Source organism: Nocardia arthritidis NBRC 100137, assembly GCF_001612765.1.
Taxonomy (GTDB): domain Bacteria; phylum Actinomycetota; class Actinomycetes; order Mycobacteriales; family Mycobacteriaceae; genus Nocardia; species Nocardia arthritidis.
In genome coordinates, this window is record NZ_BDBB01000007.1 from 151,249 (window position 1) to 174,556 (window position 23,308).

Sequence of the window (23,308 nt, forward strand, 5' to 3'; positions counted from 1 at the left end):
CGGTCGAAGGCGTGCAACCCTCCCACCCGAATCGACCCGCCTCGCCGCGGGAGCGTCTGGCGAACGCGCGGCTGTATCTCTGCACCGACGCACGCCGGGAGAAGGGCGATCTGGCGAAGTTCGCCGAGGCCGCTTTCGCAGGCGGAGTCGACATCATCCAGCTCAGAGACAAGGGATCACCGGGCGAAGCGAAGTTCGGTCCGCTCGAGGCCAGGGCCGAACTCGGCGCGCTGGCCGAATTGAAGGCCGCCGCGCGCAGGCACGGCGGGCTGGTCGCGGTGAACGATCGCGCCGACATCGCCCTCGCCTCCAGCGCCGACGTGCTGCACCTCGGGCAGGGCGACCTGCCGCCCTGGTACGCGCGCCGGATTCTCGGGCCCGACGTGGTGATCGGACGATCCACGCACAATCGCGCGCAAGCCGGGCTCGCCGCGATCGACGAGCACATCGACTACTTCTGCACCGGACCGATCTGGGCGACCCCGACCAAACCGGGCAGGCAGGCGGCGGGCCCGGAACTGATCCGCTCCACCGCGGAAGCCCATCCCACCCGGCCTTGGTTCGCGATCGGCGGGATCAACGCCGAGAACCTCACGCAGGTGCTGGAAGCCGGGGCGAAGCGGGTGGTGGTGGTGCGCGCGATCACCGAGGCGCGCGATCCGGAAGGCGCGGCGCGCGAGCTGAAAACGGCGCTGCTGGCGAACGCGTGAGCGCCGGGGTCAGGACAGCAACTGCCCGCGGGTGAACGACAGGGCGGTGTCCACCGCCGTGTTGCCGCTCAGCGCGGGCTGCGCGCCCGGCTCGTCGACGATCCTGGCGTAATCGCCCGGCCCGGCCGGATCCGAATGCAGCCAGATGAAACCGAGGTCGGCGAGGTCGAGCGTGCGCGGCAGCGCGGCGGCGACGGCTCGGTCACCCGCGATCTCGTCGAGCAGCACCCGCGCGGGCGCGGCGCGCAGGGTGGGCCAGGACGCCGCGAAGCCCGGATGCAGCGGGCGAGCGTCGACCTCGTCCTCGGGGACCCAGGCCAACTCGGTGCTTTCGCGATTCCCGGTGGTCGGGAGCGTCATCACCGCGTCGGCGACGACCGTCGTGTAGGTCCAGCCGCTCAGGGCCGACGCCGTCACCCGCTCGCCGCGCACCCGGACGTCGGAGGGATCGATGCCGGTCTCCTCCCAAGCCTCGCGAACCGCCGCGTGCACGGGCGTCTCGTGGCTGTCGCGCGCCCCGCCGGGCAACGCCCATGTGCCGCCTTGATGACTCCACGGAGCGCGGTGCTGCAGCAGCACCGCGGAACCGCCCTCGGTCAGCGGAGCGCGCAGGAGGAGTCCGGCGGCGCCGAAGCGACCCCAGTGCCGCAGCCCGTCCGGACCCAGCGACCAACCGTCACCGTCACCACGCATCTCGTACCCATCCTCGTCCAGCTGCGGCAGCGCCCACCGTCGTTTCCTCCCAACCGAGGGTGTTTCACACGCCGCGGCTCCCGTACGACCACAATAAACTCCGCACCAACACGCACGGGTCGATCGGATCTTCGGTCCAACCGTCGAGAAATCCGCGTACGCGGCCCAAACTGGGGAGGTGGACATGGCTAGCTCCGAGCCGACGACGGCCGAACTCCGGCCATCGTCCGTGCCCGAGCCCGCCGGTCGGGACGATCCGGGCGGGCTGAGCGTCGCGGTGGTGCGCGAGCGTCTCGACCTGGCCAACCTGCGCTCGTTCGCCAATTCCTCACCCGGACGGCTGATCGCGCTCGGGCTGCTGCTGATCGGATTGTGCCTGGCCGCCGGCTCGATGACCGCCGCGACGGTCGGTGACCGGCAGCAGAGCCTGGACGTGCTGCTCTACGACACCGAACCGGACGCCGATTCCGCGCATCGGCTCTACACCTCGCTGTCGATCGCCGACGCCGCGGCCAGCACCGCCTTCATCGCGGGCGGGCTGGAGCCGCAGGCGGTGCGGGATCGCTACACGCAGGCACTGGGCGAAGCGGCAGCGGAATTGGTGACCCAATCCGATCGTGCCGGGCCGGGCGCGGCGATCGATCCGGATGCCCGGCTGCGGACCGGCATAGTCACCGGCCTGCCGGTGTACTCAGGTCTGGTGGAAACCGCACGGACGAACAATCGCAGCGGATATCCGGTCGGCGCCGCGTATTTGAGCGAGGCGTCCAACCAGATGCAGACGACGCTGCTACCGATGGCCGAGGAGTTGCACAACCATCGCTCGGCGGCGGTGACCGACGCGCAGCGCAACCACGTGCGCCCGCCGTGGGCCGCCATCGGACTGCTGATCCTCACCCTCGGTGTGCTGGTCTGGGTGCAGCGGGATCTGGCGCGACGCTGGCGGCGGGTGCTCAATCCCGGCCTGCTGCTCGCGTCGGTGGCCATGCTTATCCTGCTGGCGTGGACGGTGATCGCGGGCTCGGTGTCGGCGGCGTCGATGATCAGCGCCCGCGACGACGGCGCGGTGCCTTCCTCGCGTCTGACCGAGAGCCGGATCCTGGCGCAGCAGGCGCGCGCCGCGGAGACGTTGAAGCTGGTGCGCCGGGACGCGACCGGCGACTACGACCGCACCTACGACGCGAACATCGAACGGCTGGCCGACCTGATCGGCAACTACCCCGGCTCCGCGCCCGCGGCGGGCGAGGTGCGCAACGCCGTTCCGGCGCTGGCGCGCTGGCGGGTGGCGCATCAGCGAATGAACGACGCGCTGGCCAAGGGCGATTTCAACAGCGCGGCCGCGGTGGCGACCGGTCCCGGCTCGGCCGACGCCACCGTGCAGGTGGAGGCGCTGGACCGTTCGCTCGAGCAAGGTATCGCCGCGACCAGGAACACGCTGCGCGACGAGATCTCCCAGGCCGCACGCGTCCTGGACTTTCTGGGCGCGGGAGCGATGGTGCTCGGCGTCCTGGCGGCAGGCTATGTCGGACTGGGCATATGGCCCCGGCTTCGGGAGTACCGATGAGATCCGCCCGCGGCATTCTGGTGGCCGCCGTCCTCGTGGTCGCGCTGACGGGCGGCTGTGCGAGCGATTCCGGCGCGCCGGTGTCGACCAAGACGCCGAAGTACACCGATTCCCCTTTTCCCGCCAAAGCCGTTCCGGTGCTGACCGATTCGCCGGTCCCGCCGCCGCCGGGCACACCGCGATGCGGAGACCCGACCGCCAGCCTGCGCCCGAGCGGCGCGGGGTCGGGCGCGCGCGGACCGACGATCGATGCGATCCGGGCGCGCGGCAGACTGCTCGTCGGCCTGGACACCGGCAGCAATCTGTTCAGCTACCGTGACCCGATCTCCGGCGCCATCGTCGGTTTCGACGCCGACATCGCCAGGGAGGTGGCCCGCGACCTGCTCGGCAGCCCGGATCTGATCGAATTCCGCAGCCTCGGCTCCGCCGAGCGCGAGACCGCCTTGCAGAACCGCACCGTGGACCTGGTCGCCAAAACCATGACGATCAACTGTGAGCGGCGCGAGAAGGTCGCGTTCTCCACCGTCTACCTGCATGCCAACCAGCGGGTGCTCGCGGTGAAGAACTCCGGCATCCGGAGTCTGGCCGATCTGGCGGGCCGACGGGTGTGCATCGTCTCCGGCACCACGTCGCTGGAGCACATGCGCCGCGACCAGCCCGCCGCGACCATCCTCACCGTACCGAGCTGGGCCGATTGCCTGGTCGTCCTGCAACAGCGCCAGGTGGACGCGGTGAGCACCGACGACGCCGTCCTCGCAGGCCTGGCCGCGCAGGACCCGTACACCGAGCTGGTCGGCGGCAGCATCAGCGAAGAGCCGTACGGCATCGGCATCACCAAAGGCAACGACGATCTCGTGCGATTCGTCAACGGCACGCTGGAACGCATCCGTAACGACGGCACGTGGGTCGGGCTATACCAGAAATATCTCACCGTCCTCGGTCCCGTACCCGCCCCGCCCGCCCCTACCTATCAGGACTGACCGGCCGATGAGCACACGGCCCGACCCCGAGCCCGACCCGGACGAAACCGCCCCGGGGCGGCCGGGCCCGGCCGAGGTGTTCGAGGACGGGTGCACCGGAGCGGCCGGGCGTCATCCGGGCGCGGCGGCGAAACCGTCGCGAGTAGACCACACGGGCACCCGACACCTGGACGCTCACTCGCAGGCAGCCGGCGGGCGGATGGGCTCGAACGATCCGGAATCTCTTGTGGCCGAAGCGCTTCAGCACGCGGCCCACACGCCGGTCGACGGTACGGCCGTCTCGCCGGGCACGGTCGCCTGGAACCGTGCCGAGGAAACGGACGCGGCGGGTGCGGCGCAGGATCCTTCGGTCGCACCGGACACCGCGCGAGCCACCTCCGGCGCAGCACCGGCCGACACGGGTGAAGTCCAGCACGCCACACCGATACCGACCGCGGGCGCCGCACAAGAGGCATCGTCCGCGAAATCGGCACAGCCAGCGGCGGAGCAAGACTCGGACGCGACCCGCATACAGGTCGACCGTCCGGACACGCCGTCGGGAACTATCGCGTGGATGCGCGACTCCGGACCGGAGAAGCCACCGGCGTTCGCGGCGGACGAGATCCCCGGCACGGAAAAAGCGGGCGACCAGCCGGTGACCGCGGCGGCGGGACACGACGAAACGCGCCGCACCGCATCCGAACCCACGTCGTCGCCGCTGCGCACCTCCGGACGCAGCGTGCGCAGCGCGCGCACCCGTCCGGCAGTGCGGCGGCTCGGCGCGGGGCTGGTGCCGATCCCGACGGTGACGCCCGCCGATCCCCGTGACGCCGTCCTCACCGACGCGGTGGTCTCCGAGGGCAGGCGATTCTGCTGGCGCTGCGGCAAACCGGTCGGCCGGGCGACGGCGACCCGGCCCGCGACCACGGCGGGCACGTGCACGACCTGCGAGGCGCCTTTCGACTTCCGCCCCACGCTGCACGCGGGCGACATGGTGGCGGGGCAGTACGAGGTGCAGGGCTGCATCGCCCATGGCGGACTCGGCTGGATCTACCTGGCGATCGACCGCAATGTCAGCGATCGCTGGGTCGTGCTGAAGGGCCTGCTGCACAGCGGTGACGGCGAAGCGCAGGCGGTGGCCATGGCCGAACGCCAATTCCTGGCCGAGGTGGCGCACCCGAGCATCGTCAAGATCTACAACTTCGTCGAGCACACCGGCACCGACGGAACACCGGTCGGCTACATCGTCATGGAGTACGTGGGCGGCCGGTCGCTGCGCGACATCCTCGACTCCTACGAACGCCCGAAGCGGATGCCGGTCGCCGAAGCGATCGCCTATCTGCTGGAGATCCTGCCCGCGCTGGAGTATCTGCACTCGACCGGCCTGACCTACAACGATCTCAAGCCCGACAACGTCATGGTCACCGAGGACCAGGTCAAGCTGATCGACCTCGGCGCTGTCGCCACCGTCGAGGCGTACGGAAACCTCTATGGCACCAGGGGTTTCCAGGCGCCGGAGATCGCGCGTACCGGCCCCACCGTCGCCTCCGACATCTACACCGTGGGACGCACGCTGGCCGTGCTGACCCTGCGCATGCCTTCGGAGCACGGACGCTACCTCGACGGGCTCCCCGATCCCGCCAACGAGCCGGTGCTGGCGCGCTACGAGTTCTTCCATCGCCTGCTGCTGTGCGCCACCGACCCGGACCCGCGGCGGCGCTTCCCTTCCGCCCGTGCGATGTCCGCGCAGCTGTCGGGCGTGCTGCGGGAGATCCTCGCGCTGGAGACCGATACCGAGCACCCGCAGTTGTCCACCGTCTTCGCACCGCCGCGGACCAGTTTCGGCACCGAGGAGCTGATCAGCCAGACCGACGCCTACGCCGACGGCCGACCGCGCAGCAGCATGCTCGATTCCCGCGACGTAGTGGCCGGGTTGCCGATCCCACTGCTCGATCCGGCCGATCCATCCGCATCCCTGCTCTCGGCCGCGGTGCATCCCGAGCCGGACCACGCGCTGGAGGCGCTGCGCACCGTCCGCGAACGAGCCGAGGCCGATCCCGGCAACGCCCCGGAGACGCTCGATCTGGAACTCACCCTCGCCGAGGCGCGCGTGCGGCTCGATCTGCGGGAGTCGGCCGCCGTCCTGGACCTGCTCGCGCGGTTGCCCGAGCGGGAGTGGCGGGTGAGCTGGTATCGCGGTATGGCCGAGTTGCTCGATCGGGAGTACGAGCGCGCCTTCTCGGATTTCGACGAGGTCCTCCGCGTGCTCCCCGGCGAGCTGGCCCCTCAGCTCGCCCTCGCCGCCACGGCCGAACTCATTCTCCAGCACTGGGATTCGCCGGATCCCGAGCAATGGCGCGCGTACGCCGAAAAGGCATACGAGACCGTGTGGCGCACCGACCGCACCGTGGTGAGCGCTGCCTTCGGGCTGGCCAGGCAGCTGGCCGCGGCCGGCCGGGTGGACGAGGCCGTGCGGGCGCTGGACGCCGTGCCCGCCGCGTCGCGGCATTTCACCACCGCGCGGATGACCGCCGTACTGTTCCTGCTCACGGCCGCGCCGGTAGCCGATCTCGACGAGGCGACCCTGCACATCTCGGCGACCCGGGTGCTGAGCCTGCCCACGGGCGAGAGTCGGGCGGTGCAGATGCGGGTGCTGGTGCTCGGCGCGGCCTTGGCCTGGCTGCAAGCGGGCAACACGCCGAAACGTCCCGATGCCATGCTGTTCGGCGCGCCGTTCACCGAACGGGAGCTGCGGACCGGCACCGAGGCGGGGCTGCGCTCGCTGGCCCGCGGAGCGCCCGATCGCAAGCATCGTTACGCGCTCGTCGACCTGGCGAACGCTATTCGCGCGAAGACCTGGATCTAGCCGAGCCGCTCGACCACTTGCCGTGCGGCACGGGCGATGGCCAGTTCCTCGTTGGTCGGCACCACGAGCACCGCGATCGGCGCGCCGGACGGTGAGATAAGTCTCGCGGCACGGCTTTCCGCGGTGTTGGCCACCGGATCGACTTCGATGCCGAACCGGCTGAGCCCGGCCAGGGCGTCGGCACGCACCTGCGGACTGTTCTCCCCGACTCCGGCGGTGAAGGTGATCGCATCGGCCCCGCCGAGTTCGATCAGATACGCCCCGAGGTAGCGCCGCAGCCGATGGATGTACACGTCGTAGGCCAGCCGCGCGGCCTCGTCCCCGCTCGCGATGAGGCGCCGCAGTTCGCGGAAATCGTTCACGCCGGACAGACCCTTGATCCCGGAATCCCGGTTGAGCAGGGCGTCGATCTGGTCGATGTCCAGGTGTGCCGACCGCGCCAGATGCCCGACGATACCGGGATCGAGATCGCCGGACCTGGTGCCCATCACCAGCCCTTCCAGCGGGGTGAGGCCCATGCTGGTGTCGACCGGCCGACCGCCCCGGATGGCGGAGGCCGACGCGCCGTTGCCGAGATGGAAGACGATCTGGTTCAGCTCGGCGGGGTCGCGGCCGAGCAGCTCGGCCGCGCGGCCGGACACGTACTCGTGCGAGGTACCGTGGAAGCCGTACTTCCGGATGCCGTGCGCGGCGGCCACCTTGGCGTCGATGGCGTAGGTCCTGGCGGCGGCGGGCAAGCCGTGGAAGAACGCCGTGTCGAACACGGCGACCTGCGGCACTCCCGGCAACAGCGCCCGCGCGCTCTCGATCCCGGCGACGTTGGCCGGATTGTGCAGCGGCGCGAGGGCGGCGAGTTCGGAGATCGAGGCCACCACGTCGTCGTCGATCAGGGTGGGCCGGTAGAACACCTCGCCGCCGTGTACTACCCGGTGTCCGACCGCTCGCACGCCCTCGCGTACCAGGTCACGGCCCGTCGCGGCGAAGGTGTCGAAGACCAGCCGCAACCCGGCGGCGTGGTCGGCGATGGGCTCGCGGCGCTCGGTAATCGCGCCGTCGGCGCGATGCTCGAGCCCGCCCTCGTCCTCGCCGATCCGCTCGACCATGCCGGAGGCCGCGACCACGCCCGAATCCGGATCCAGCAGTTGATATTTGATGGACGAGGAACCGGAGTTGATCACCAGCACCATGCCCTCGGGCGTCTTGCTCATCGAACCTCCCGCATCCCGCGCGCCCGCCGCGCACACTCGGCGACCACCATCACGACGCGCTCGTCGCGCGGCGCGACGGTGCGCGCACGCATCAACTCTCCTGCGCCTGAATGGCGGTGATCGCCACGGTGTTGACGATGTCGGCCACCAGTGCGCCGCGCGACAGGTCGTTGACCGGTTTGCGCAGACCTTGCAGCACCGGTCCGATGGCGATCGCTCCCGCGCTGCGCTGCACCGCCTTGTAGGTGTTGTTGCCGGTATTGAGGTCGGGAAACACGAACACCGTCGCGCGGCCCGCCACTTCGGAATCGGGCAGCTTCGCGTCGGCGACGGTCGGTTCGATCGCCGCGTCGTATTGGATCGGGCCCTCCACCGGCAACTCCGGCGCGCGTTCACGCGCCAGCTTGGTCGCCACGCGCACCTTGTCCACGTCCGCGCCGCTGCCGGATTCGCCGGTCGAATACGACAGCATCGCGACCCGGGGTGCGATGCCGAAACGTTCGGCGGTCGCCGCTGAGGAGATCGCGATATCGGCCAGCTGTTGTGCCGTCGGGTCCGGCACGACCGCGCAGTCGCCGTAGGCGAGCACCCGGTCGGCCAGGCACATGAGGAACACGCTGGAGACGGTGGAGACCCCTTCCACCGTCTTGATGATCTCCAGCGAGGGCCGGATGGTGTGCGCCGTGGTGTGCGCCGCGCCGGAGACCATGCCGTCGGCGATCCCCTTGTACACCATCATGGTGCCGAAATACGAGATGTCGGCGACGGTCTCGCGGGCCCGCTCCACCGTCATCCCCTTGTGCTTGCGCAGTTCGGCGTACTCGGCGGCGAACTCGTCCAGGTAACCGGAGGTGCGCGGGTCGAGCACCTGCGCGGCGGAGATGTCCACCCCGAGCTCGGCGGCACGCGCGCGCACCGTCGTCTCGTCGCCCAGAATGACCAGGTCGGCGATCTTGCGCTGCAACACCCGCCCCGCCGCGCGCAGGATGCGGTCGTCGTCGCCTTCGGGCAGCACGATGCGCTTGCGATCGGCTCGTGCGCGCTCGATGAGCTGGTATTCGAACATCTGCGGCGTGACCACCGGACTGGGCGGCACATCGATGCGCCGCAACAGTTCCCCGGCGTCCACGCGTTCCTCCATCAGCGCCAGCGCGGTGTCCACCTTGCGCGGGTTGCCCGCGGACATCCGGCCGCGGGTGCGGTAGGCGGCCCCTGCCGTGTCGTAGGTGCCGAGTTCGGTGGTGAGTATCGGCAGTTTGGGCTTGAGCCCGGTCATCAACCGCGCCACCGCGGGATGCGGCAGCAGGCCACCGTTCATGATGATGCCCGACAGCGACGGAAAGCCCTCCGCCTCGTGCGCGTTCACGACGCTGAGCAGCACGTCCGACCGATCGCCCGGCGCGATCACCACCACGCCCTCGACCAGCCGTTCCAGGATGTGCTCCGCCGTCATGCCGCCGACCATGATCTTCAGCGCCTCGCGGTGCAGCAATTCCGGATCACCGCTGTACATCTCGCCGCCGATGGCGGCGCACAGCTCGGCCATGGTGGGCGCGATCAACAGCGGGACCTCCGGCAGCGTCCAGGAGGGGACGCCGAAGCCGCGCAGCGCCGCGGCCACCTCGTCCAGCCGCTGCGGGTCGCAGCGATTGGCGATGACGGCGACCAGCTGCGCGTGCTCGTGGGCCAGCTCGGCCGCGCACAGGTCGGCCAACTGCTTCACCTCATCCGGGGTGCGTCCGGCGCCGCGCACCACCAGTAGCACCGGTGCGCCCAGATTGACCGCGATCCTGGCGTTGAAGCGCAGTTCGCTCGGGCTGGCCACGTCGGTGTAGTCGCTGCCGACCACGACCACCGCGTCGCACATCTTGGCGACCTCGTGGAAGCGCAGCACGATCTCGCTGATCGCCGCGTCCGGGTCGGCGTGCACCTGCTCGTAGGTGGTGCCGATCGCCTGCGCGTAGTCGATGTCCGCCGTGCTGTGCTCGAGCAGCAGTTCGACGATGTAGTCGGGCTCGGCGGTCGAGCGCGTGATCGGCCGGAACACGCCGACCCGCGCGGTCGTCGCACACAGCATCTGCAGCATCCCGAGGGCCACCGTCGACTTGCCGGTGTCGCCCTCGGGAGAGGCGATGTATACGGCGGATAGAGCGTTGTCGGCCATGCCCGAGAGCTTAGTGAACCGAGGGCAACCGGACCGCGCCGCGCGACGGTGATCACTCGCCGGGCAAGCGAGCGCGGCCCGCCGTGTCGGCGTCCCGCAGCGGTGGCGTCGCCCTGCTCGGGCCAGGTTCGACGCGTCGGGGCACAAGCCGCCGTGGCCGGTTTCGGCCCCGCTATAGTCCGGGCATGGCTGAGCAATTTCCGGATCGGCAGTGGGGTTCGCGCACCAACCTGTTCGCCCGCGCGGCAGGCAGATTCGCGGCCACCAAGCCCGGCTCGCGGCTGGTCCGCGCTCTCACCCCGCTGGACCGGGCGGTCCTGGAGCGCACCGGCGCCAAGTACACCGTGCTGGGCCCGATCGGCGCGCCGGTCATCCTGCTCACCACCATCGGACGCAAATCCGGGCAGCCGCGCACCCAGCCGCTGCTCTACGTGCACGACGGCGACACACTCTACGTGATCGGCAGCAACTTCGGCCAGGCACACCACCCCGCCTGGACCGCCAACCTCCTGGCGAACCCCGCCGCCACGGTAGCGATAGCCGGCGAACGCATCCCCGTGACCGCCACCCCCCTCGAAGACCCCGACAAAACCCGCATCTTCCAACGCTTCGTCGACATCACCGGCGCCTACGCCGCCTATCGCTCCCGCACCACCCGCGACCTCCGCATCTTCGCCCTCCGCCGGGCATAACGCCGCGAGTGGCACACCACTGCGGCATCGGCCGAGGGGCCTCCGGCGTGGTGTGCCACGCGTGAACGTCAGGCGAGGGCGCGCAGGCGGGGGGCGAGGTCGCGCTGGAAGAGGTCCAGGAAACGACGCTGGTCGTGGCCGGGGGCGTGGAAGACCAAGTGGTTGAGGCCGGCGTCGAGGTAGGGCTTGATCTGGGCGACCGCCTCGTCGGGGTCGCTCGCGACGATCCAGCGCTTGGCGATCTGTTCGATGGGCAGCGCGTCGGCGGCGGCCTCCATCTCGATCGGGTCGGTGATGCTGTGCTTCTGCTCCGCGGTGAGCGAGAGCGGGGCCCAGAACCGGGTGTTCTCCCTGGCCAGTTCGGGATCGGTGTCGTAGGACAGCTTGATCTCGATCATCCGGTCGATGACCTCCACGCTGCGCCCGGCCTTCGCGGCGCCCTCGGCGACGGCGGGCATCAACTTCTCGGTGTAGAGATCCATGCCCTTGCCCGACGTGCAGATGAAGCCGTCGCCCGCGCGTCCGGCGTACCGCGCGACCAACGGGCCGCCGGCGGCGATGTAGATCGGGATGCCGCCCTTGGGCACATCGTAGATGGAGGCGCCGACGGTCTTGTAGTACTCGCCGTCGTAATCGACGCGGTCGCCGGTCCACAGTGCGCGCATCAGGTCGACGGCCTCGCGCAGCCGCGCGAAACGCTCCTTGAACTCGGGCCATTCGCCGGTGTATCCGGTGGCGATCTCGTTGAGCGCCTCGCCGGTGCCGACCCCGAGCATGACGCGATCCGGGTACAGACAGCCCAGAGTGGCGAAGGACTGCGCGATCACCGCGGGGTTGTAGCGGAAGGTAGGGGTGAGCACCGAGGTGCCGAGCTGGATGCGCTGGGTGCGCTCCCCGACCGCGGCCAACCAGGCCAGCGAGAAGGGCGCGTGCCCGCCTTTGTGCCGCCAGGGCTGGAAATGGTCGCTCACCGTGGCGCTGTCCAAGCCGTGTTGCTCGGCCAGTACCGCGATCTCGACGAGTTCACGGGGGCCGAACTGCTCCGCCGATGCCTTGTATCCGAGCTTGAGTCCGCTCATCTGCCACGCTCCTCGCGTTTCGTTTCGCCGCCATCGCGATCCGTTCTCGACAGTAGTCAACGCTGCCGCCTCCGCGCCGACGGCCTGGCGCGGATGATCTGCACAGCCTGCCGCTCATAGCCGTTCCGGTCGCGGGGCGATAGCGGATAATGGCCCGCGTGACCACAGACGAGCCGATCCTGTCCTACTTGACCGATATGGACGGCGTGCTGGTGCACGAGGACCATCTCATCCCCGGCGCCGACAAGTTCCTCGCCGAACTGCGCGCCAACGACACACCGTTCCTGGTGCTGACCAACAACTCGATCCGCACGCCGCGCGATCTGCAGGCGCGGCTTCGGCACACCGGGCTCGACATCCCGGAAGAAGCGATCTGGACCTCCGCGCTGGCCACCGCCACCTTCCTCAACGAACAGCGGCCCAACGGCACCGCGTACGTGGTGGGCGAATCCGGGCTCACCACCGCCTTGCACGAGATCGGCTACGTGCTGACCGACAGCGATCCGGACTATGTCGTGCTCGGTGAGACCCGCACGTACTCCTTCGAGGCGATCACCACCGCGATCCGGCTGGTCGAGCGAGGCGCCCGCTTCATCGCGACCAATCCGGACCCGACCGGCCCGTCCAGGGACGGCTCGCTGCCCGCGACCGGCTCGGTGGCCGCGCTGATCACCCGCGCCACCGGCCGCGACCCGTATTACGTCGGCAAGCCGAACCCGCTGATGATGCGCTCCGCGCTGCGTCGCATCGGCGCCCATTCCCAGTCGACGGTGATGATCGGCGACCGGATGGACACCGACGTCATCTCCGGCTTGGAGGCGGGCATGCGCACCATCCTGGTCACTTCCGGCATCTCCACCCGCGCGTCCTTCGAGGCCTTCCCCTACCGCCCCACGATGGTGGTGGACTCCGTCGCCGACCTGATCGGGAAGACCGGGTCCCCGTTCACGGATTGAGCGGTGCGTCCTGGTCGCCATCCGTGGTGATCGCGTCCACGGCGGCGGACAACGCGGTGAGCACCTCGACCGTGCGGGCGAGCTGCTCGTGGCCGAGCTCGTCCACGAGCCGTTCGGCCATCATCTTGTGCTGCGGGTTGATGCGGCGTACCGCGGCCAGACCCGCGTCGGTGATGGCGACGAGTTTCGCGCGACGGTGCGCGGGATTGGGACGGTATTCGGCCAGTCCCTTGTCCACCAACAGATCCGCGATGCGCTGGACGCTCTGCCGGGTGATGCCCATTTCGCGGGCGATGCCCGCGACAGGCAGCGGCGCGCGCGTCACCGCACCGAGCACCTGCCACCAAGCGGCGGTCAGACCCGCCGGTCGGGCCAGTTGCTCGGCCACCGCGAGGAACTGACCGTTCAGGCGGAACGACGTGATCGCCGCCGTGGCGAACAACTCCTGTTCAGGGGTCATACGGCACCTCCCGATGTCGGCGATCCGGCCGGATCACCGGCAATTCTCGCTTACGCGTGCTGCGCGTCGTACTCCGCGAGCACGGCCCAGCCGCCGGGATCGGCGTGTGCGAACAACCGGTACCAGCCGTCCAGCACATGCGGCTCGTACACGCCGAGCCTGCCGAGCACCTCGCGCGCGAATTCGAACGGCGCGCTCGCACTGGCGGTGATCACGTCACCGTCGGTGACGGCCGGGGCCTCGACATAGTGGTCCGCGCCCGAATACCCGCTGTAGCGCAGGAATTCCGCGACATTGCTGGTGTGCTCGCGGTTGTCGAGCAGGCCGGCCTTGGCCAGGCCGAACGTCGCGCCGCAGATCGCGGCGACCGGCACGCCCCCGTCGAGGAATTCGCGCGCCTTGTGCGTGAACGGGTCCAGCTCCGGCCCTTCCCAGGTCTCCGCCCCCGGCAGGATCAGCATCGCGCTGTCGGCGGGCGTGAGATCGGCGAGCACGACGTCCGGCACGATGCGCATGCCGCCCATGGTGGTGATCGGCTCCGCGCTCGGGCCGACCGTTTTCACCTGCCACGTTCCGGGCTCCCGGTGCCAGCTCGGCTTGTTGATGTGCGCGGTGGCCGCGCCCACCTCCCAATCGGCGAGCGTGTCGTAAACGGCCATGTGCACTGTCTTCATAAGCATGACAGTATGCTGTCATTTTTGACAGCATACTGTCAATATAGAGAGCGAACTCTCTCGATGGATCGGCAACTACGCTGGGAGCATGCGGATCTCGGTGGCGGCGGACGAGCGGGTCGGAGTGGCCCAGGAACTGATCGACGAGCTGGGCAAGCGCGGTCACGAGATCGTGCCGCACGGCGCGCTGTGCGACACCGAACGCGACGACTGGGCATGGGCCAGCGAAGCGGCGGCCCGGGACGTCGCGTCCGGCGAGGCGGACCAGGCGATCGTCTGCTGCTGGACCGGCACCGGCGCCTCGATCGCGGCCAATAAGGTCCCCGGCGTGCGCGCCGCGCTCTGCGCCGACGCTTCGACCGCGGCGGGCGCCCGCACCTGGAACGACGCCAACGTCCTCGCCCTGAGCCTGCGTTCGACCTCCAGCGCCGAACTCCGGGAGATCCTCGACGCCTGGTTCACCACCGAACCGAGTTCGTCCCCGGACGACCAGGCGAACATCACCCATCTCGCCGACATCGAACGCGCCGCCGACGCCTGAGGAAGCCTCCGTGCGCTCCGCGTGGCGCACGGCGTCGAGAGCGAGTGCGCAGCCTCCCGCCCGCGACGGCGAGGAAACCCGGCGATACGGTCGAGGCATGTCCGTGCAGAGCGCCGGTGGCACGTTCGGGAACTATTCCCTCGAACGCTTGCTGGGTCGTGGCGGCATGGGTGAGGTGTGGCTGGCGCACGACAGCGCCGGGCATGCCCTCGCATTGAAAGTGCTGTCCGCGGCATATACCGCCGATTCACTCTATCGGCAGCGCTTCGAGCGGGAGGCGCGGCTGGGAACCCGTGCCCGCAACCCGCACATCGTGCCCATCCACGCGTTCGGCGAGGTCGACGGTCATCTGTTCCTGGAGATGGCCTACATCGAGGGCGTCGACCTCGGCACGCGGCTGAGATCGGGCGCGCTGCGGCCGGATCGGGCCGTGGACGTCATCGCCCAGGCCGCCGAGGCGCTCGATGCCGCCCACGCGGCCGGACTCGTGCACCGCGATGTGAAGCCGGGCAATATCCTCCTGCACACCAGCGGTTTCGTGTATCTGATCGACTTCGGTATCGCCCGCGCCGTCGACGGCACCGCGCTCACCGCCACCGGGCTGGTGGTCGGCACGCTCGGCTACATGGCGCCGGAGCGATTCACCGGCGCCGCCGTCGATGCCCGGTCCGATGTCTATTCGCTGGCCTGCGTGCTCTACGAGTCCCTGACCGGAAAGCCGCCCTATGGTGCGGGCGATCCGGCACAGCAGATGCGGGCCCACCTCATGACCGAACCGCCGCGCGCCTCGCTGGCCGCCCGTGACGTCCCGCCCGCACTCGACGCCGTCATCGCCCGGGGAATGGCCAAAGAGCCGGACGCGCGCTACCGCAGCGCTGGACAATTCGCCGCGGCGGCGTCGGCGGCCCTTATCCGGTCCGCGTCCGCGCGACCGACCCCGCCGGTCGCACCTGCTGCGGCACCGGCAGGCCGCACGTCCACCCGGATCATGACTTCCGCCATCCCGGCGCGGCCGACGCCCGAGGCCGGTTCACCCACTCCGGCCGGGCAACTCGCTCGCCGACGCGAGCGCCGGTGGCTGCCCGTCGCCGCCGGGGTGGTGCTCGTCGCGGTGGCAGCGCTGTGGCTTGTCGGCCGCAGCATCGACATCGGGTCCGCACCCGTCGCGGGCCCGACAACCACCGAGGCCGCCACGCCGGCCGATACTTCGCTGCCGCCGAGCGACGGGCTACCCGGGCCGGGGCCTGCGGTGCGCGACGGTAACCTCGCTTTCGCCGTGATCGATGTGCGCGCCACCGACCCGGCGAACACCGGCGATTCCCACACGGTCGTGACGCTGACGGTCACCAATGTGTCCGGCGACGAACAAGTTCTCGCCGTCGCCGATCAACGGCTGGTCACCACTGGCGGCCGCTCCGTCGCACCCGACGCGGCGGTCACCGCGGAACTCAATTCGCCCGGCGAGGACTTCACGCGGATCGCCGGTGGCCGCGTCAGCACCGTCCGGCTGGCCTTCGACCTGCCCGGCAAGAACAAGAACGGCAAGAAGAACGACAAGAAGGACGAGGCACCGAGTCATCTGGTCCTGCACGGCGCACCGTCCTCACCCGGCGTCACCGTGCCGATCGGCTGACCGATCGCGCGACGGTTCGCGGCTCAGGAGAGGGCGGTGTCCAAGTCGGCGAGGAGGTCTTCGACGTCTTCCAGCCCCACCGAGATACGCACGACGCCGTCGGTCAGGCCGATGGTGGCCCGGCCTTCGGGACCCATGGCGCGGTGGGTCGTGGTGGCCGGGTGCGTGATCAGGGTCTTCGCGTCACCGAGGTTGTTGGAGATGTCGACGATGCGCAACCGGTTGAGGACTTCGAAAGCGCGCTTCTTCGCCTCGTTCTCGGGTGCGCTCAGCTCGAAGGTGATCACGGTGCCGCCCGCGCTCATCTGACTGGTGGCCAGCGCGTACTGCGGATGAGATTCCAGGAACGGGTAGCGCACCCAGCTCACCGCCGGGTTGCTCTCCAGGAAACGGGCGATGCGCAGGGCGGACTCCGCCGAGTGACGTACCCGAAGCGGCATCGTCTCCAGGCCCTTGAGCAGCGTCCAGGCGTTGAACGGGCTCAGCGCCGGACCGGTATGGCGCATCAGCGTTTTCACCGGGCCGTCGATGTAGTCCTGGGCGCCGAGGATCGCGCCGCCGAGCACCCGGCCCTGCCCATCGATGTGCTTGGTGCCCGAGTAGACCACCACGTCGGCGCCGAGTTCGAAGCCACGTTGCAGCAGCGGAGTGGCGAACACGTTGTCCAGCACCACTTTCGCGCCCGCCGCGTGCGCCAGCTCGGTCACCCGGCGCACGTCGACCAAGGTCTGCATCGGATTGGCGGGCGTCTCGAAGAACACCGCCTGGGTGGGCACCGACAGCGCCTGCTCCCACTGGTCGAGATCCTCGCCGTCGACGAAGACGGTCTCCACGCCCCAGCGCGGCAGGATCTCGTTGCACACCACGAAGCACGAGCCGAACAGGCTGCGCGCGGCGACGAGCCGGTCGCCCGCCTTCAGCAGCGCGCCCAGGGCGGTGAACACCGCGGACATGCCGCTCGCGGTGGCGAAGCACGCCTCGGCGCCGTCGATCAGGCGCATCCGCTCCTCGAACATGGCCACCGTGGGGTTGCCGTAGCGGGAGTAGACGAAGTGCTCGACCTCGCCGGTGAACGCGGCCTCGGCAGCCTCGGCGCTCTCGTAGACGAAGCCGGAGGTCAGATAGAGCGCCTCGGCGGTCTCCTCGAAACCGGAGCGCCGCAGCCCGCCGCGCACGCCCAGCGTCGCGGGACCGACGCCGTCGGGCAGCGGCTTGTCGAACGCGCCGCCGGTGATCACGACTGCCGCCAGGGCAATCCGAGGGCACGCCAGCCCGCGCCGCCGCGATGACCGAATTCGTCGAGTGGGCCTTCGAAGCCCTCGAGCACGTTGTAAGAGGTGCGGTAACCCGCCGAGGTGGCGGCGATCGCCGCACCGATCGAACGCTGACCGGAGCGACAGAGGAAGACGACGGGAGCCTCGGGATCATGGCCGTCGAGTGCCTGCTTCAACTGCTCGACGAACGTCTCGTTACGCGCGCCCGTGGCATCGACCCACTCGATCAGCACGGTCGGCCGTTCGATCGGACTGGTGTCGGGGACCCCGACGAACTTCCATTCCGCTTCCGTCCGCACGTCCACGAGGACGGCCTCGGGATCGTCCCGCAGCAGCTCCCAAGCCTGCTGTGGGGTGATGTCACCGGCATAACTCATGTGCACCTCCTGCGAATCCGCACTTGCCGCGCCCGGGACCAGGGCGCCGCCAGGTCGTCACCCGGAGCACCCCACCGCGGAGGAGGGTTGCCGACCAGCAATGCCGGGGCTTGACACTGGTTCTCATGACCTTCGACTGAGATTGCACCGACCCGGGTCACCCTGTCAAACGGTGGCGCACACTGCGCGAACGCTCAGGTGCAGACCAGCCACTTACCGCCGGATCGGGTGAGATTCCAGGTCGAGGTCCGCTCCTGCCCATCCACCTTCGTGGTCACGGTCGCCTTCCCTCGGTCGCCGTCCATGATCGGACTGTCGATTTTCGTGATCTCGACCGGCTTTCCGGCGCCGTCCTGCCCCGCCAGCGGCGAGCGGGTCGCGTCGAAACCCTGGCACGCGGTGCCGGGCGGCGGCACGGCGTCGCTGCGGTTGGAGCCGTCGACGAAGTTGCGGACGGCCGCTGCGATGCGGTCGGCTTCTGTGACATTTTTCTCAGCGGGCGACAGCGCGCCGCCGAGCACGATCGCGATCAGCACGATCGCCGCGACCGCCGCGGCCGCGATGAACGGGGCCGCCGAGCGCTTGTCGGTCTGATCAACCCGGATGATCTCGTCCTCGCCCGGGGTCGGCTGCTGTTCGGTCATGGCTCGATGATCCCTGGTCGGCGCGGGTATAGAGCGCCCGGCCCCCGGCTGCCGGCCGGGGCGGCGCCGACCGGGTCCGGGCCTCCGCGATAGGCCGCGCGCGAGCGGGTAAGCGACGATTGTGGCTTTCGATGGCATCCGCCGAGTTCACGCACCGACGCGGGGCGGCATCGGCCATCCCGATAGAATCGCGGGACGGCGGCCTGCTGTCATAGCGAATCGGCAGCTCCACGCCGCGGCGAACGGAGCACCGTGCAGCCACGAGCCGGCAACGCAGGCGTGCGCCCCGAGGGCGCGACCGAGCCGGTGCGTCAACTTAGCCTAAGCTAAGCCAGACGTCATTAATTGTTTCGACCGTAAGGTGCGCGTAAAGAGATGACCGAACAGAGTGCAGTAGAGGACGGCGGTGTTCGCGAGCCCTCCGTGGTGACGCAGGCTTCCTCCTCCGGGCCTGACGCGCACACCGCGAGGACCCGCCCGCTCCGCATCGCGATCGTGGGCGCCGGACCGGCCGGGATCTACGCCGCCGACGCATTGATGAAGTCCGATGCCGAGGTGAGCATCGACCTGTTCGAGCGCATGCCCGCGCCGTTCGGGTTGATCCGCTACGGCGTCGCGCCGGACCACCCGCGGATCAAGGGCATCATCACCGCCCTGCACAAGGTGCTGGACAAGCCGCAGGTTCGCCTGCTGGGCAATATCGACTACGGCACCGACATCACGCTGGACGACCTGCGGGCCTTCTACGACGCGGTGATCTTCTCCACCGGAGCCAACGCCGACCGCGCCCTGCCCATCCCCGGCATCGATCTCGACGGATCCTTCGGCGCCGCCGACTTCGTCTCCTGGTACGACGGCCATCCCGATGTCCCCCGCACCTGGCCGTTGGAGGCGGAGAAGGTCGCCGTCCTCGGCGTCGGCAACGTCGCCCTCGACGTGGCCCGCGTGCTGGCCAAGACCGGCGACGAGCTGCTGCCCACCGAGATCCCGCCGAACGTCTACAAGGGCCTCAAGGCCAACAAGGCCGTGGAGGTGCACGTCTTCGGCCGCCGCGGGCCCGCCCAGGCCAAGTTCACCCCGCTGGAACTGCGCGAACTCGACCACTCCCCCACCATCGAGGTCATCGTCGACCCCGAGGACATCGACTACGACGAAGGCTCCGAAGCCGCGCGCAGGCATTCCAAGCAGGTCGACATGGTCGCCAATACGCTCGAGCAGTGGGCCATCCGCGACGCCGGTGACCGTCCGCACAAGCTGTTCCTGCACTTCTTCGAGTCCCCCGCCGAGGTGCTCGGCGAGAACGGCAAGGTCGTCGGCCTGCGCACCGAGCGCACCCAGCTCGACGGCACCGGCAACGTCAAGGGCACCGGCGTGTTCAAGGACTGGGACGTGCAGGCGGTGTATCGCGCCGTCGGCTACCTGTCGCAGAACCTGACCCAGCTGCCGTTCGACGACCAGGCCGGCACCGTGCCGAACGAAGCGGGTCGCGTGATCGCCGACGAGAACGCCGACGGCGCCGCGCGCTACATGCCCGCGACCTACGTCACCGGCTGGATCAAGCGCGGCCCAGTCGGCCTGATCGGTCACACCAAGGGCGACGCCAACGAGACCATCGCGTGCCTGCTGGACGATGCTCCCGCCTTCACCCCTGCGGAGCGCCCCGAACCCGAGGCCGTCACCGAGTTCTTGGAGAGCAAGGGCATCCCGTTCACCACCTGGGCCGGCTGGTACCGACTCGACGCGCACGAACGCTCCCTCGGCGAGCCGGAGGGCCGCGAGCGCGTCAAGGTCGTCGAGCGCGAGGACATGCTGCGCGCCAGCGAACCGCACAAGGTCTGATCACCCCGGCTGCGACCGACTCCGCTGCCACAGTGCCACCCGCGCTGTGGCAGCGGAAAATTCGACCCTGAGGCATTCTGTACAAGTGTTCGATGCCCACCTGCACATCTTCGACCCGCGATTTCCGCTGGCCGAGAACGAGGGCTACCTGCCCGACCCGTTCACCATCGCCGATTACCGCAAGCGCATGTCGCGCTTCGACATCGCAGGCGGCGCGGTGGTCAGCGGGTCGTTCCAGGGCACGGACCAGACCTATCTGAAGGCCGCCCTCGCCGAACTCGGCGAGGGCTGGGTCGGCGTCACCCGGCTCGACTTGGACGCCACCGACGAGGAGATTCTCGAACTGGACCGGATCGGCGTGCGCGCGCTGCGGTTCAACCTCAAGCGGGCGGCGGCCGACATCACCGGAATGACGTTGCAGGCGCTGCGCGCGCACGAACTGGCCGGCTGGCACGTCGAGGTCTACATCGACGGCACGATGCTGGCCTCGCTGCAACCGGTCATCTCCAAGCTGCCCGCGCTCTCGGTAGACCATCTGGGCATGTCCGCCGAGGGGCTGCCCTTCCTGCTGGATCTCGTCGACCGCGGAGCCAAGGTCAAGGCGACCGGTTTCGGCCGGGTCGCGATGAACGTGGCCGACACGCTGCGCCGCGTCCACGCGGTGAACCCCGAAGCCCTCATGTTCGGCACCGACCTGCCCGGCACCCGAGCCGGACGCCCGTTCCGGGACTCGGACGTGGATCTGCTGTGCGACGTAGTGGGCACCGACATGTACGCGGTGCTGGAGGACAACGCGCGCGCGTTCTATCGGCTGCCGGCCCGCGAGCGCGTCGTCAGCGACGATCCGGCCCCCACGCTGCCGCTGTACCGCCCGGAACCGCCGACCCTCCGGCTGCGCCGCGACGAACTCCCGGAAAGCCGGGCGGGCGACACGATTCCGTTCCCCGCCATCGATCGGTAGCGCTCAGACGGCGAAGACGCCGACGAGCCAGACGCCGGTGGCCAGCAACGCGCCGAAGAGTTCGATCAGGATGGACAGGCCGACACCCTTCAACGCGTGTACCGTCGCCTGCCACGCCTCCCGGTTGAGCCGCAGCCGCTGGAGTTCCGAAAGATACACGCCGAGAACGAAACCCACGAACAAGCCGATCACCGGTATCACGAAGAAACCGACGATGCCGAGGACCGCGCCGAGGAAGACCGCCCGGCCCGCTACGCCCGCGTCCTTCATCTTGCGTCCCGGCCAGGTGTATTTGACGACGCCGGAAAGCACCAGCAACAACGCACTGATCGCGAAAACCGTCCACGCTGTCGCGCCACCGGTGAGGACGGCCCAGACGGCGATGGCCGCGAAGATCAGGATGACGCCCGGCAGGATCGGCACGACGACCCCGATCAGGCCGACCAGAATCGCGAGGCCGGCGAGAAGGTTGTACCACCCCTGATCAGACAGCGCTTCCACACGGGCAGCCTAGAGCGGCGCACAGGCGCGGGCGAGCCGTAGCACCGCGGCGTTATTGTCATACTGTCAATACACTCCTCCCGGTCGTGGCCGGGAGGACGCACCGGTCACCGGTGTGCTGGATCAACGACGAACCGAGGTAGGGCGTGAGCACTCCATCCACCGCAAAGCAGGGCCCGCTCGCGGGCATCAAGGTCATCGAGCTGGCCGGCATCGGCCCCGGTCCGCACGCCGCGCTGCTGCTCGCCGATCTGGGCGCCGACGTGGTGCGGGTGCAGCGCGCGGGTCAACTGCCGGGCGGATTCGACCGGCCGCAGCTGCGCGGTCGCACCATCGTCGAGGCCAACCTCAAGGATCCCGCCGACATCGAGAAGGTACTCGGCCTCGTCGAGAAGGCGGACGTGCTGATCGAGGGCTTCCGTCCCGGTGTCACCGAGCGGATGGGCCTGGGTCCGGACGACGTGCTGGCCCGCAACCCGCGCCTGGTCTACGGACGGATGACCGGTTGGGGCCAGGAGGGCCCGCTGGCCGACCGCGCGGGACACGACATCAACTACATCTCCATCACCGGCGTGCTGCACGCCATCGGCCGCAAAGGCGAGCGCCCGGTCCCGCCGCTGAACATGGTGGGCGATTTCGGCGGCGGCTCGATGTTCCTGGTGTTCGGCATCCTCGCCGCGCTGGTCGAGCGGCAGCAGTCCGGCAAGGGTCAGGTGATCGACGCGGCCATGGTCGATGGCGCCCTTGCCCTTTCGCACATGATCTGGGGCATGCGTGGCGCGGGCGCTTGGTCCGACGAGCGCGGCGTGAACCTGCTCGACACCGGAATGTCGTTCTACGACACCTATGAGACCTCCGACGGCAAGTACATGGCGGTCGGCGCGATCGAACCGCAGTTCTACGCCCAGTTGCTCGCAGGCCTGGAGATCGACGCGGACGGCCTGCCCTTCCAGCTCGACCCCGCCGGGCAGGACACGCTGAAAAAGCTGTTCACCGAACGTTTCCGGACCAAGACCCGGGAGGAGTGGTCCCAGATCTTCGCAGGCACCGACGCGTGCGTCTCGCCCGTGCTCACCTTCGAGGAGGCGACGCGCAACGAGCACATCGCGGCCCGCGGCTCGTTGCTGGAGCTGGACGACATCACTCAGCACGCCCCCGCGCCGCGATTCTCTCGCACTCCCAACGGGATTCCGACCCCGCCGCCCACCACCGCGACGCCGATCGAGTCGGTCTGGGCAGACTGAACACCGGGCGGAGTGTCATGGCGCGTAGCCCCGGCGCTCCGCACTGCGGACGATAATTGAACATTGCAACATACCAACCGGTTCGACAGTTCGGCACCGGGCCTGCCATACTGTCCGCGAGCAGGCGGCTTTCGCGGGCAGCGAACTTCTCCGGGCATCGTCCGGTCCGCTCCTTGACCGCCGCTCGAGTTGAGGCCGAGGCGCCGTGCGGGCTTCCGTACGCCGTCCGGGCACGACCAGGGCCAGTCCCGAGGGGTGACCGGCCACTC

Annotated in this window: 21 protein-coding genes and 1 riboswitch; of the genes, 11 read left to right on the forward strand and 10 right to left on the reverse strand. The window is 69.5% G+C overall.

All coding sequences use genetic code 11. From position 1 onward, the window contains the following. Positions 1–11: 11 nt before the first annotated feature. A complete protein-coding gene (gene thiE / locus NA8_RS07410; protein WP_063049602.1) occupies positions 12–710 on the forward strand; it encodes a thiamine phosphate synthase in 699 nt (232 codons plus the stop codon). Between the two features lie 9 nt (positions 711–719). Here thiE and NA8_RS07415 read toward each other — a convergent pair whose 3' ends face one another. Continuing rightward, the gene (locus NA8_RS07415; RefSeq protein ID WP_063049603.1) at positions 720–1,403 is read right to left on the reverse strand and encodes an NUDIX hydrolase; all 684 of its coding nucleotides are present in this window, start codon (positions 1,401–1,403) and stop codon (positions 720–722) included. Positions 1,404–1,587: 184 nt separating this feature from the next. On the opposite strand from NA8_RS07415, the gene NA8_RS07420 reads away from it, so the two are divergent. The 3 genes from NA8_RS07420 to NA8_RS07430 all read left to right on the forward strand — a co-directional run bounded on the left by NA8_RS07420 (position 1,588) and on the right by NA8_RS07430 (position 6,792). Continuing rightward, positions 1,588–2,967, forward strand: a complete 1,380-nt coding sequence (locus tag NA8_RS07420; protein ID WP_063049680.1) for a GlnX family signal transduction membrane protein — start codon at positions 1,588–1,590, stop codon at positions 2,965–2,967. Further along, complete coding sequence (locus NA8_RS07425; protein WP_063049604.1) at positions 2,964–3,947, forward strand: glutamate ABC transporter substrate-binding protein; 984 nt, start codon at positions 2,964–2,966, stop codon at positions 3,945–3,947. Before NA8_RS07420 ends, NA8_RS07425 begins: the two co-directional genes overlap by 4 nt. A 553-nt stretch (positions 3,948–4,500) precedes the next feature. Then, positions 4,501–6,792 (forward strand): serine/threonine-protein kinase, encoded by a 2,292-nt coding sequence (locus tag NA8_RS07430; protein ID WP_084466595.1) that lies wholly within the window; start codon positions 4,501–4,503, stop codon positions 6,790–6,792. Here NA8_RS07430 and NA8_RS07435 read toward each other — a convergent pair. Further along, complete coding sequence (locus tag NA8_RS07435) at positions 6,789–8,000, reverse strand: acetate kinase (RefSeq protein WP_063049605.1); 1,212 nt, start codon at positions 7,998–8,000, stop codon at positions 6,789–6,791. The two genes, NA8_RS07430 and NA8_RS07435, sit on opposite strands and share 4 nt — an antisense overlap. 91 nt (positions 8,001–8,091) lie before the next feature. Next, positions 8,092–10,164 (reverse strand): phosphate acetyltransferase, encoded by a 2,073-nt coding sequence (gene pta, locus NA8_RS07440; protein ID WP_063049606.1) that lies wholly within the window; start codon positions 10,162–10,164, stop codon positions 8,092–8,094. Positions 10,165–10,349: 185 nt separating this feature from the next. On the opposite strand from pta, the gene NA8_RS07445 reads away from it, so the two are divergent. After that, positions 10,350–10,856: a nitroreductase/quinone reductase family protein gene (locus tag NA8_RS07445; protein WP_063049607.1), complete on the forward strand. Its 507-nt coding sequence runs from the start codon at positions 10,350–10,352 to the stop codon at positions 10,854–10,856. Between the two features lie 68 nt (positions 10,857–10,924). Here NA8_RS07445 and fgd read toward each other — a convergent pair whose 3' ends face one another. After that, complete coding sequence (gene fgd, locus NA8_RS07450; protein WP_040870708.1) at positions 10,925–11,935, reverse strand: glucose-6-phosphate dehydrogenase (coenzyme-F420); 1,011 nt, start codon at positions 11,933–11,935, stop codon at positions 10,925–10,927. Positions 11,936–12,132: 197 nt separating this feature from the next. Between fgd and NA8_RS07455 the strand changes: the two genes are divergently transcribed. After that, positions 12,133–12,891, forward strand: coding sequence for an HAD-IIA family hydrolase (locus tag NA8_RS07455; RefSeq protein WP_245663709.1), 759 nt, complete (start codon positions 12,133–12,135; stop codon positions 12,889–12,891). Here the strand turns inward: NA8_RS07455 and NA8_RS07460 are convergent. Beyond that, positions 12,881–13,351, reverse strand: coding sequence for a MarR family winged helix-turn-helix transcriptional regulator (locus NA8_RS07460; protein ID WP_063049609.1), 471 nt, complete (start codon positions 13,349–13,351; stop codon positions 12,881–12,883). The two genes, NA8_RS07455 and NA8_RS07460, sit on opposite strands and share 11 nt — an antisense overlap. A 50-nt stretch (positions 13,352–13,401) precedes the next feature. Then, on the reverse strand, positions 13,402–14,025 hold the full coding sequence (locus NA8_RS07465) for a type 1 glutamine amidotransferase family protein (protein ID WP_063049610.1): 624 nt from the start codon (positions 14,023–14,025) through the stop codon (positions 13,402–13,404). 88 nt (positions 14,026–14,113) lie between these two features. Between NA8_RS07465 and NA8_RS07470 the strand changes: the two genes are divergently transcribed. Next, positions 14,114–14,566 (forward strand): RpiB/LacA/LacB family sugar-phosphate isomerase, encoded by a 453-nt coding sequence (locus NA8_RS07470; protein ID WP_063049611.1) that lies wholly within the window; start codon positions 14,114–14,116, stop codon positions 14,564–14,566. 97 nt (positions 14,567–14,663) lie between these two features. Beyond that, positions 14,664–16,199: a serine/threonine-protein kinase gene (locus NA8_RS07475; RefSeq protein WP_063049612.1), complete on the forward strand. Its 1,536-nt coding sequence runs from the start codon at positions 14,664–14,666 to the stop codon at positions 16,197–16,199. 23 nt (positions 16,200–16,222) lie between these two features. Here NA8_RS07475 and NA8_RS07480 read toward each other — a convergent pair whose 3' ends face one another. The 3 genes from NA8_RS07480 to NA8_RS07490 all read right to left on the reverse strand — a co-directional run bounded on the left by NA8_RS07480 (position 16,223) and on the right by NA8_RS07490 (position 18,494). Next, positions 16,223–17,437 (reverse strand): O-succinylhomoserine sulfhydrylase, encoded by a 1,215-nt coding sequence (locus NA8_RS07480; protein WP_063049613.1) that lies wholly within the window; start codon positions 17,435–17,437, stop codon positions 16,223–16,225. Beyond that, a complete protein-coding gene (locus tag NA8_RS07485; RefSeq protein ID WP_063049682.1) occupies positions 17,434–17,850 on the reverse strand; it encodes a rhodanese-like domain-containing protein in 417 nt (138 codons plus the stop codon). Before NA8_RS07485 ends, NA8_RS07480 begins: the two co-directional genes overlap by 4 nt. Before the next feature lie 14 nt (positions 17,851–17,864). Then, a riboswitch (SAM riboswitch) is annotated at positions 17,865–17,981 on the reverse strand. A 63-nt stretch (positions 17,982–18,044) separates the two neighbouring features. Continuing rightward, the gene (locus NA8_RS07490; RefSeq protein ID WP_063049614.1) at positions 18,045–18,494 is read right to left on the reverse strand and encodes an Rv0361 family membrane protein; all 450 of its coding nucleotides are present in this window, start codon (positions 18,492–18,494) and stop codon (positions 18,045–18,047) included. Between the two features lie 375 nt (positions 18,495–18,869). On the opposite strand from NA8_RS07490, the gene NA8_RS07495 reads away from it, so the two are divergent. Beyond that, a complete protein-coding gene (locus tag NA8_RS07495; RefSeq protein ID WP_245663698.1) occupies positions 18,870–20,333 on the forward strand; it encodes an FAD-dependent oxidoreductase in 1,464 nt (487 codons plus the stop codon). 85 nt (positions 20,334–20,418) lie between these two features. Further along, positions 20,419–21,294, forward strand: coding sequence for an amidohydrolase family protein (locus NA8_RS07500; RefSeq protein WP_063049615.1), 876 nt, complete (start codon positions 20,419–20,421; stop codon positions 21,292–21,294). Positions 21,295–21,297: 3 nt separating this feature from the next. On the opposite strand, the gene NA8_RS07505 is transcribed toward NA8_RS07500, so the two are convergent. Next, entirely contained in the window at positions 21,298–21,795 is a 498-nt protein-coding gene (locus NA8_RS07505) for a DUF456 domain-containing protein (RefSeq protein WP_245663699.1), read from the reverse strand. A 146-nt stretch (positions 21,796–21,941) separates the two neighbouring features. Here NA8_RS07505 and NA8_RS07510 point away from each other — a divergent pair, with 146 nt between their 5' ends. Next, positions 21,942–23,039 carry a CaiB/BaiF CoA transferase family protein gene (locus tag NA8_RS07510; protein WP_063049616.1) on the forward strand — a complete coding sequence of 366 codons (1,098 nt, stop codon included), beginning with the start codon at positions 21,942–21,944 and terminating at the stop codon, positions 23,037–23,039. Positions 23,040–23,308 lie beyond the last annotated feature (269 nt).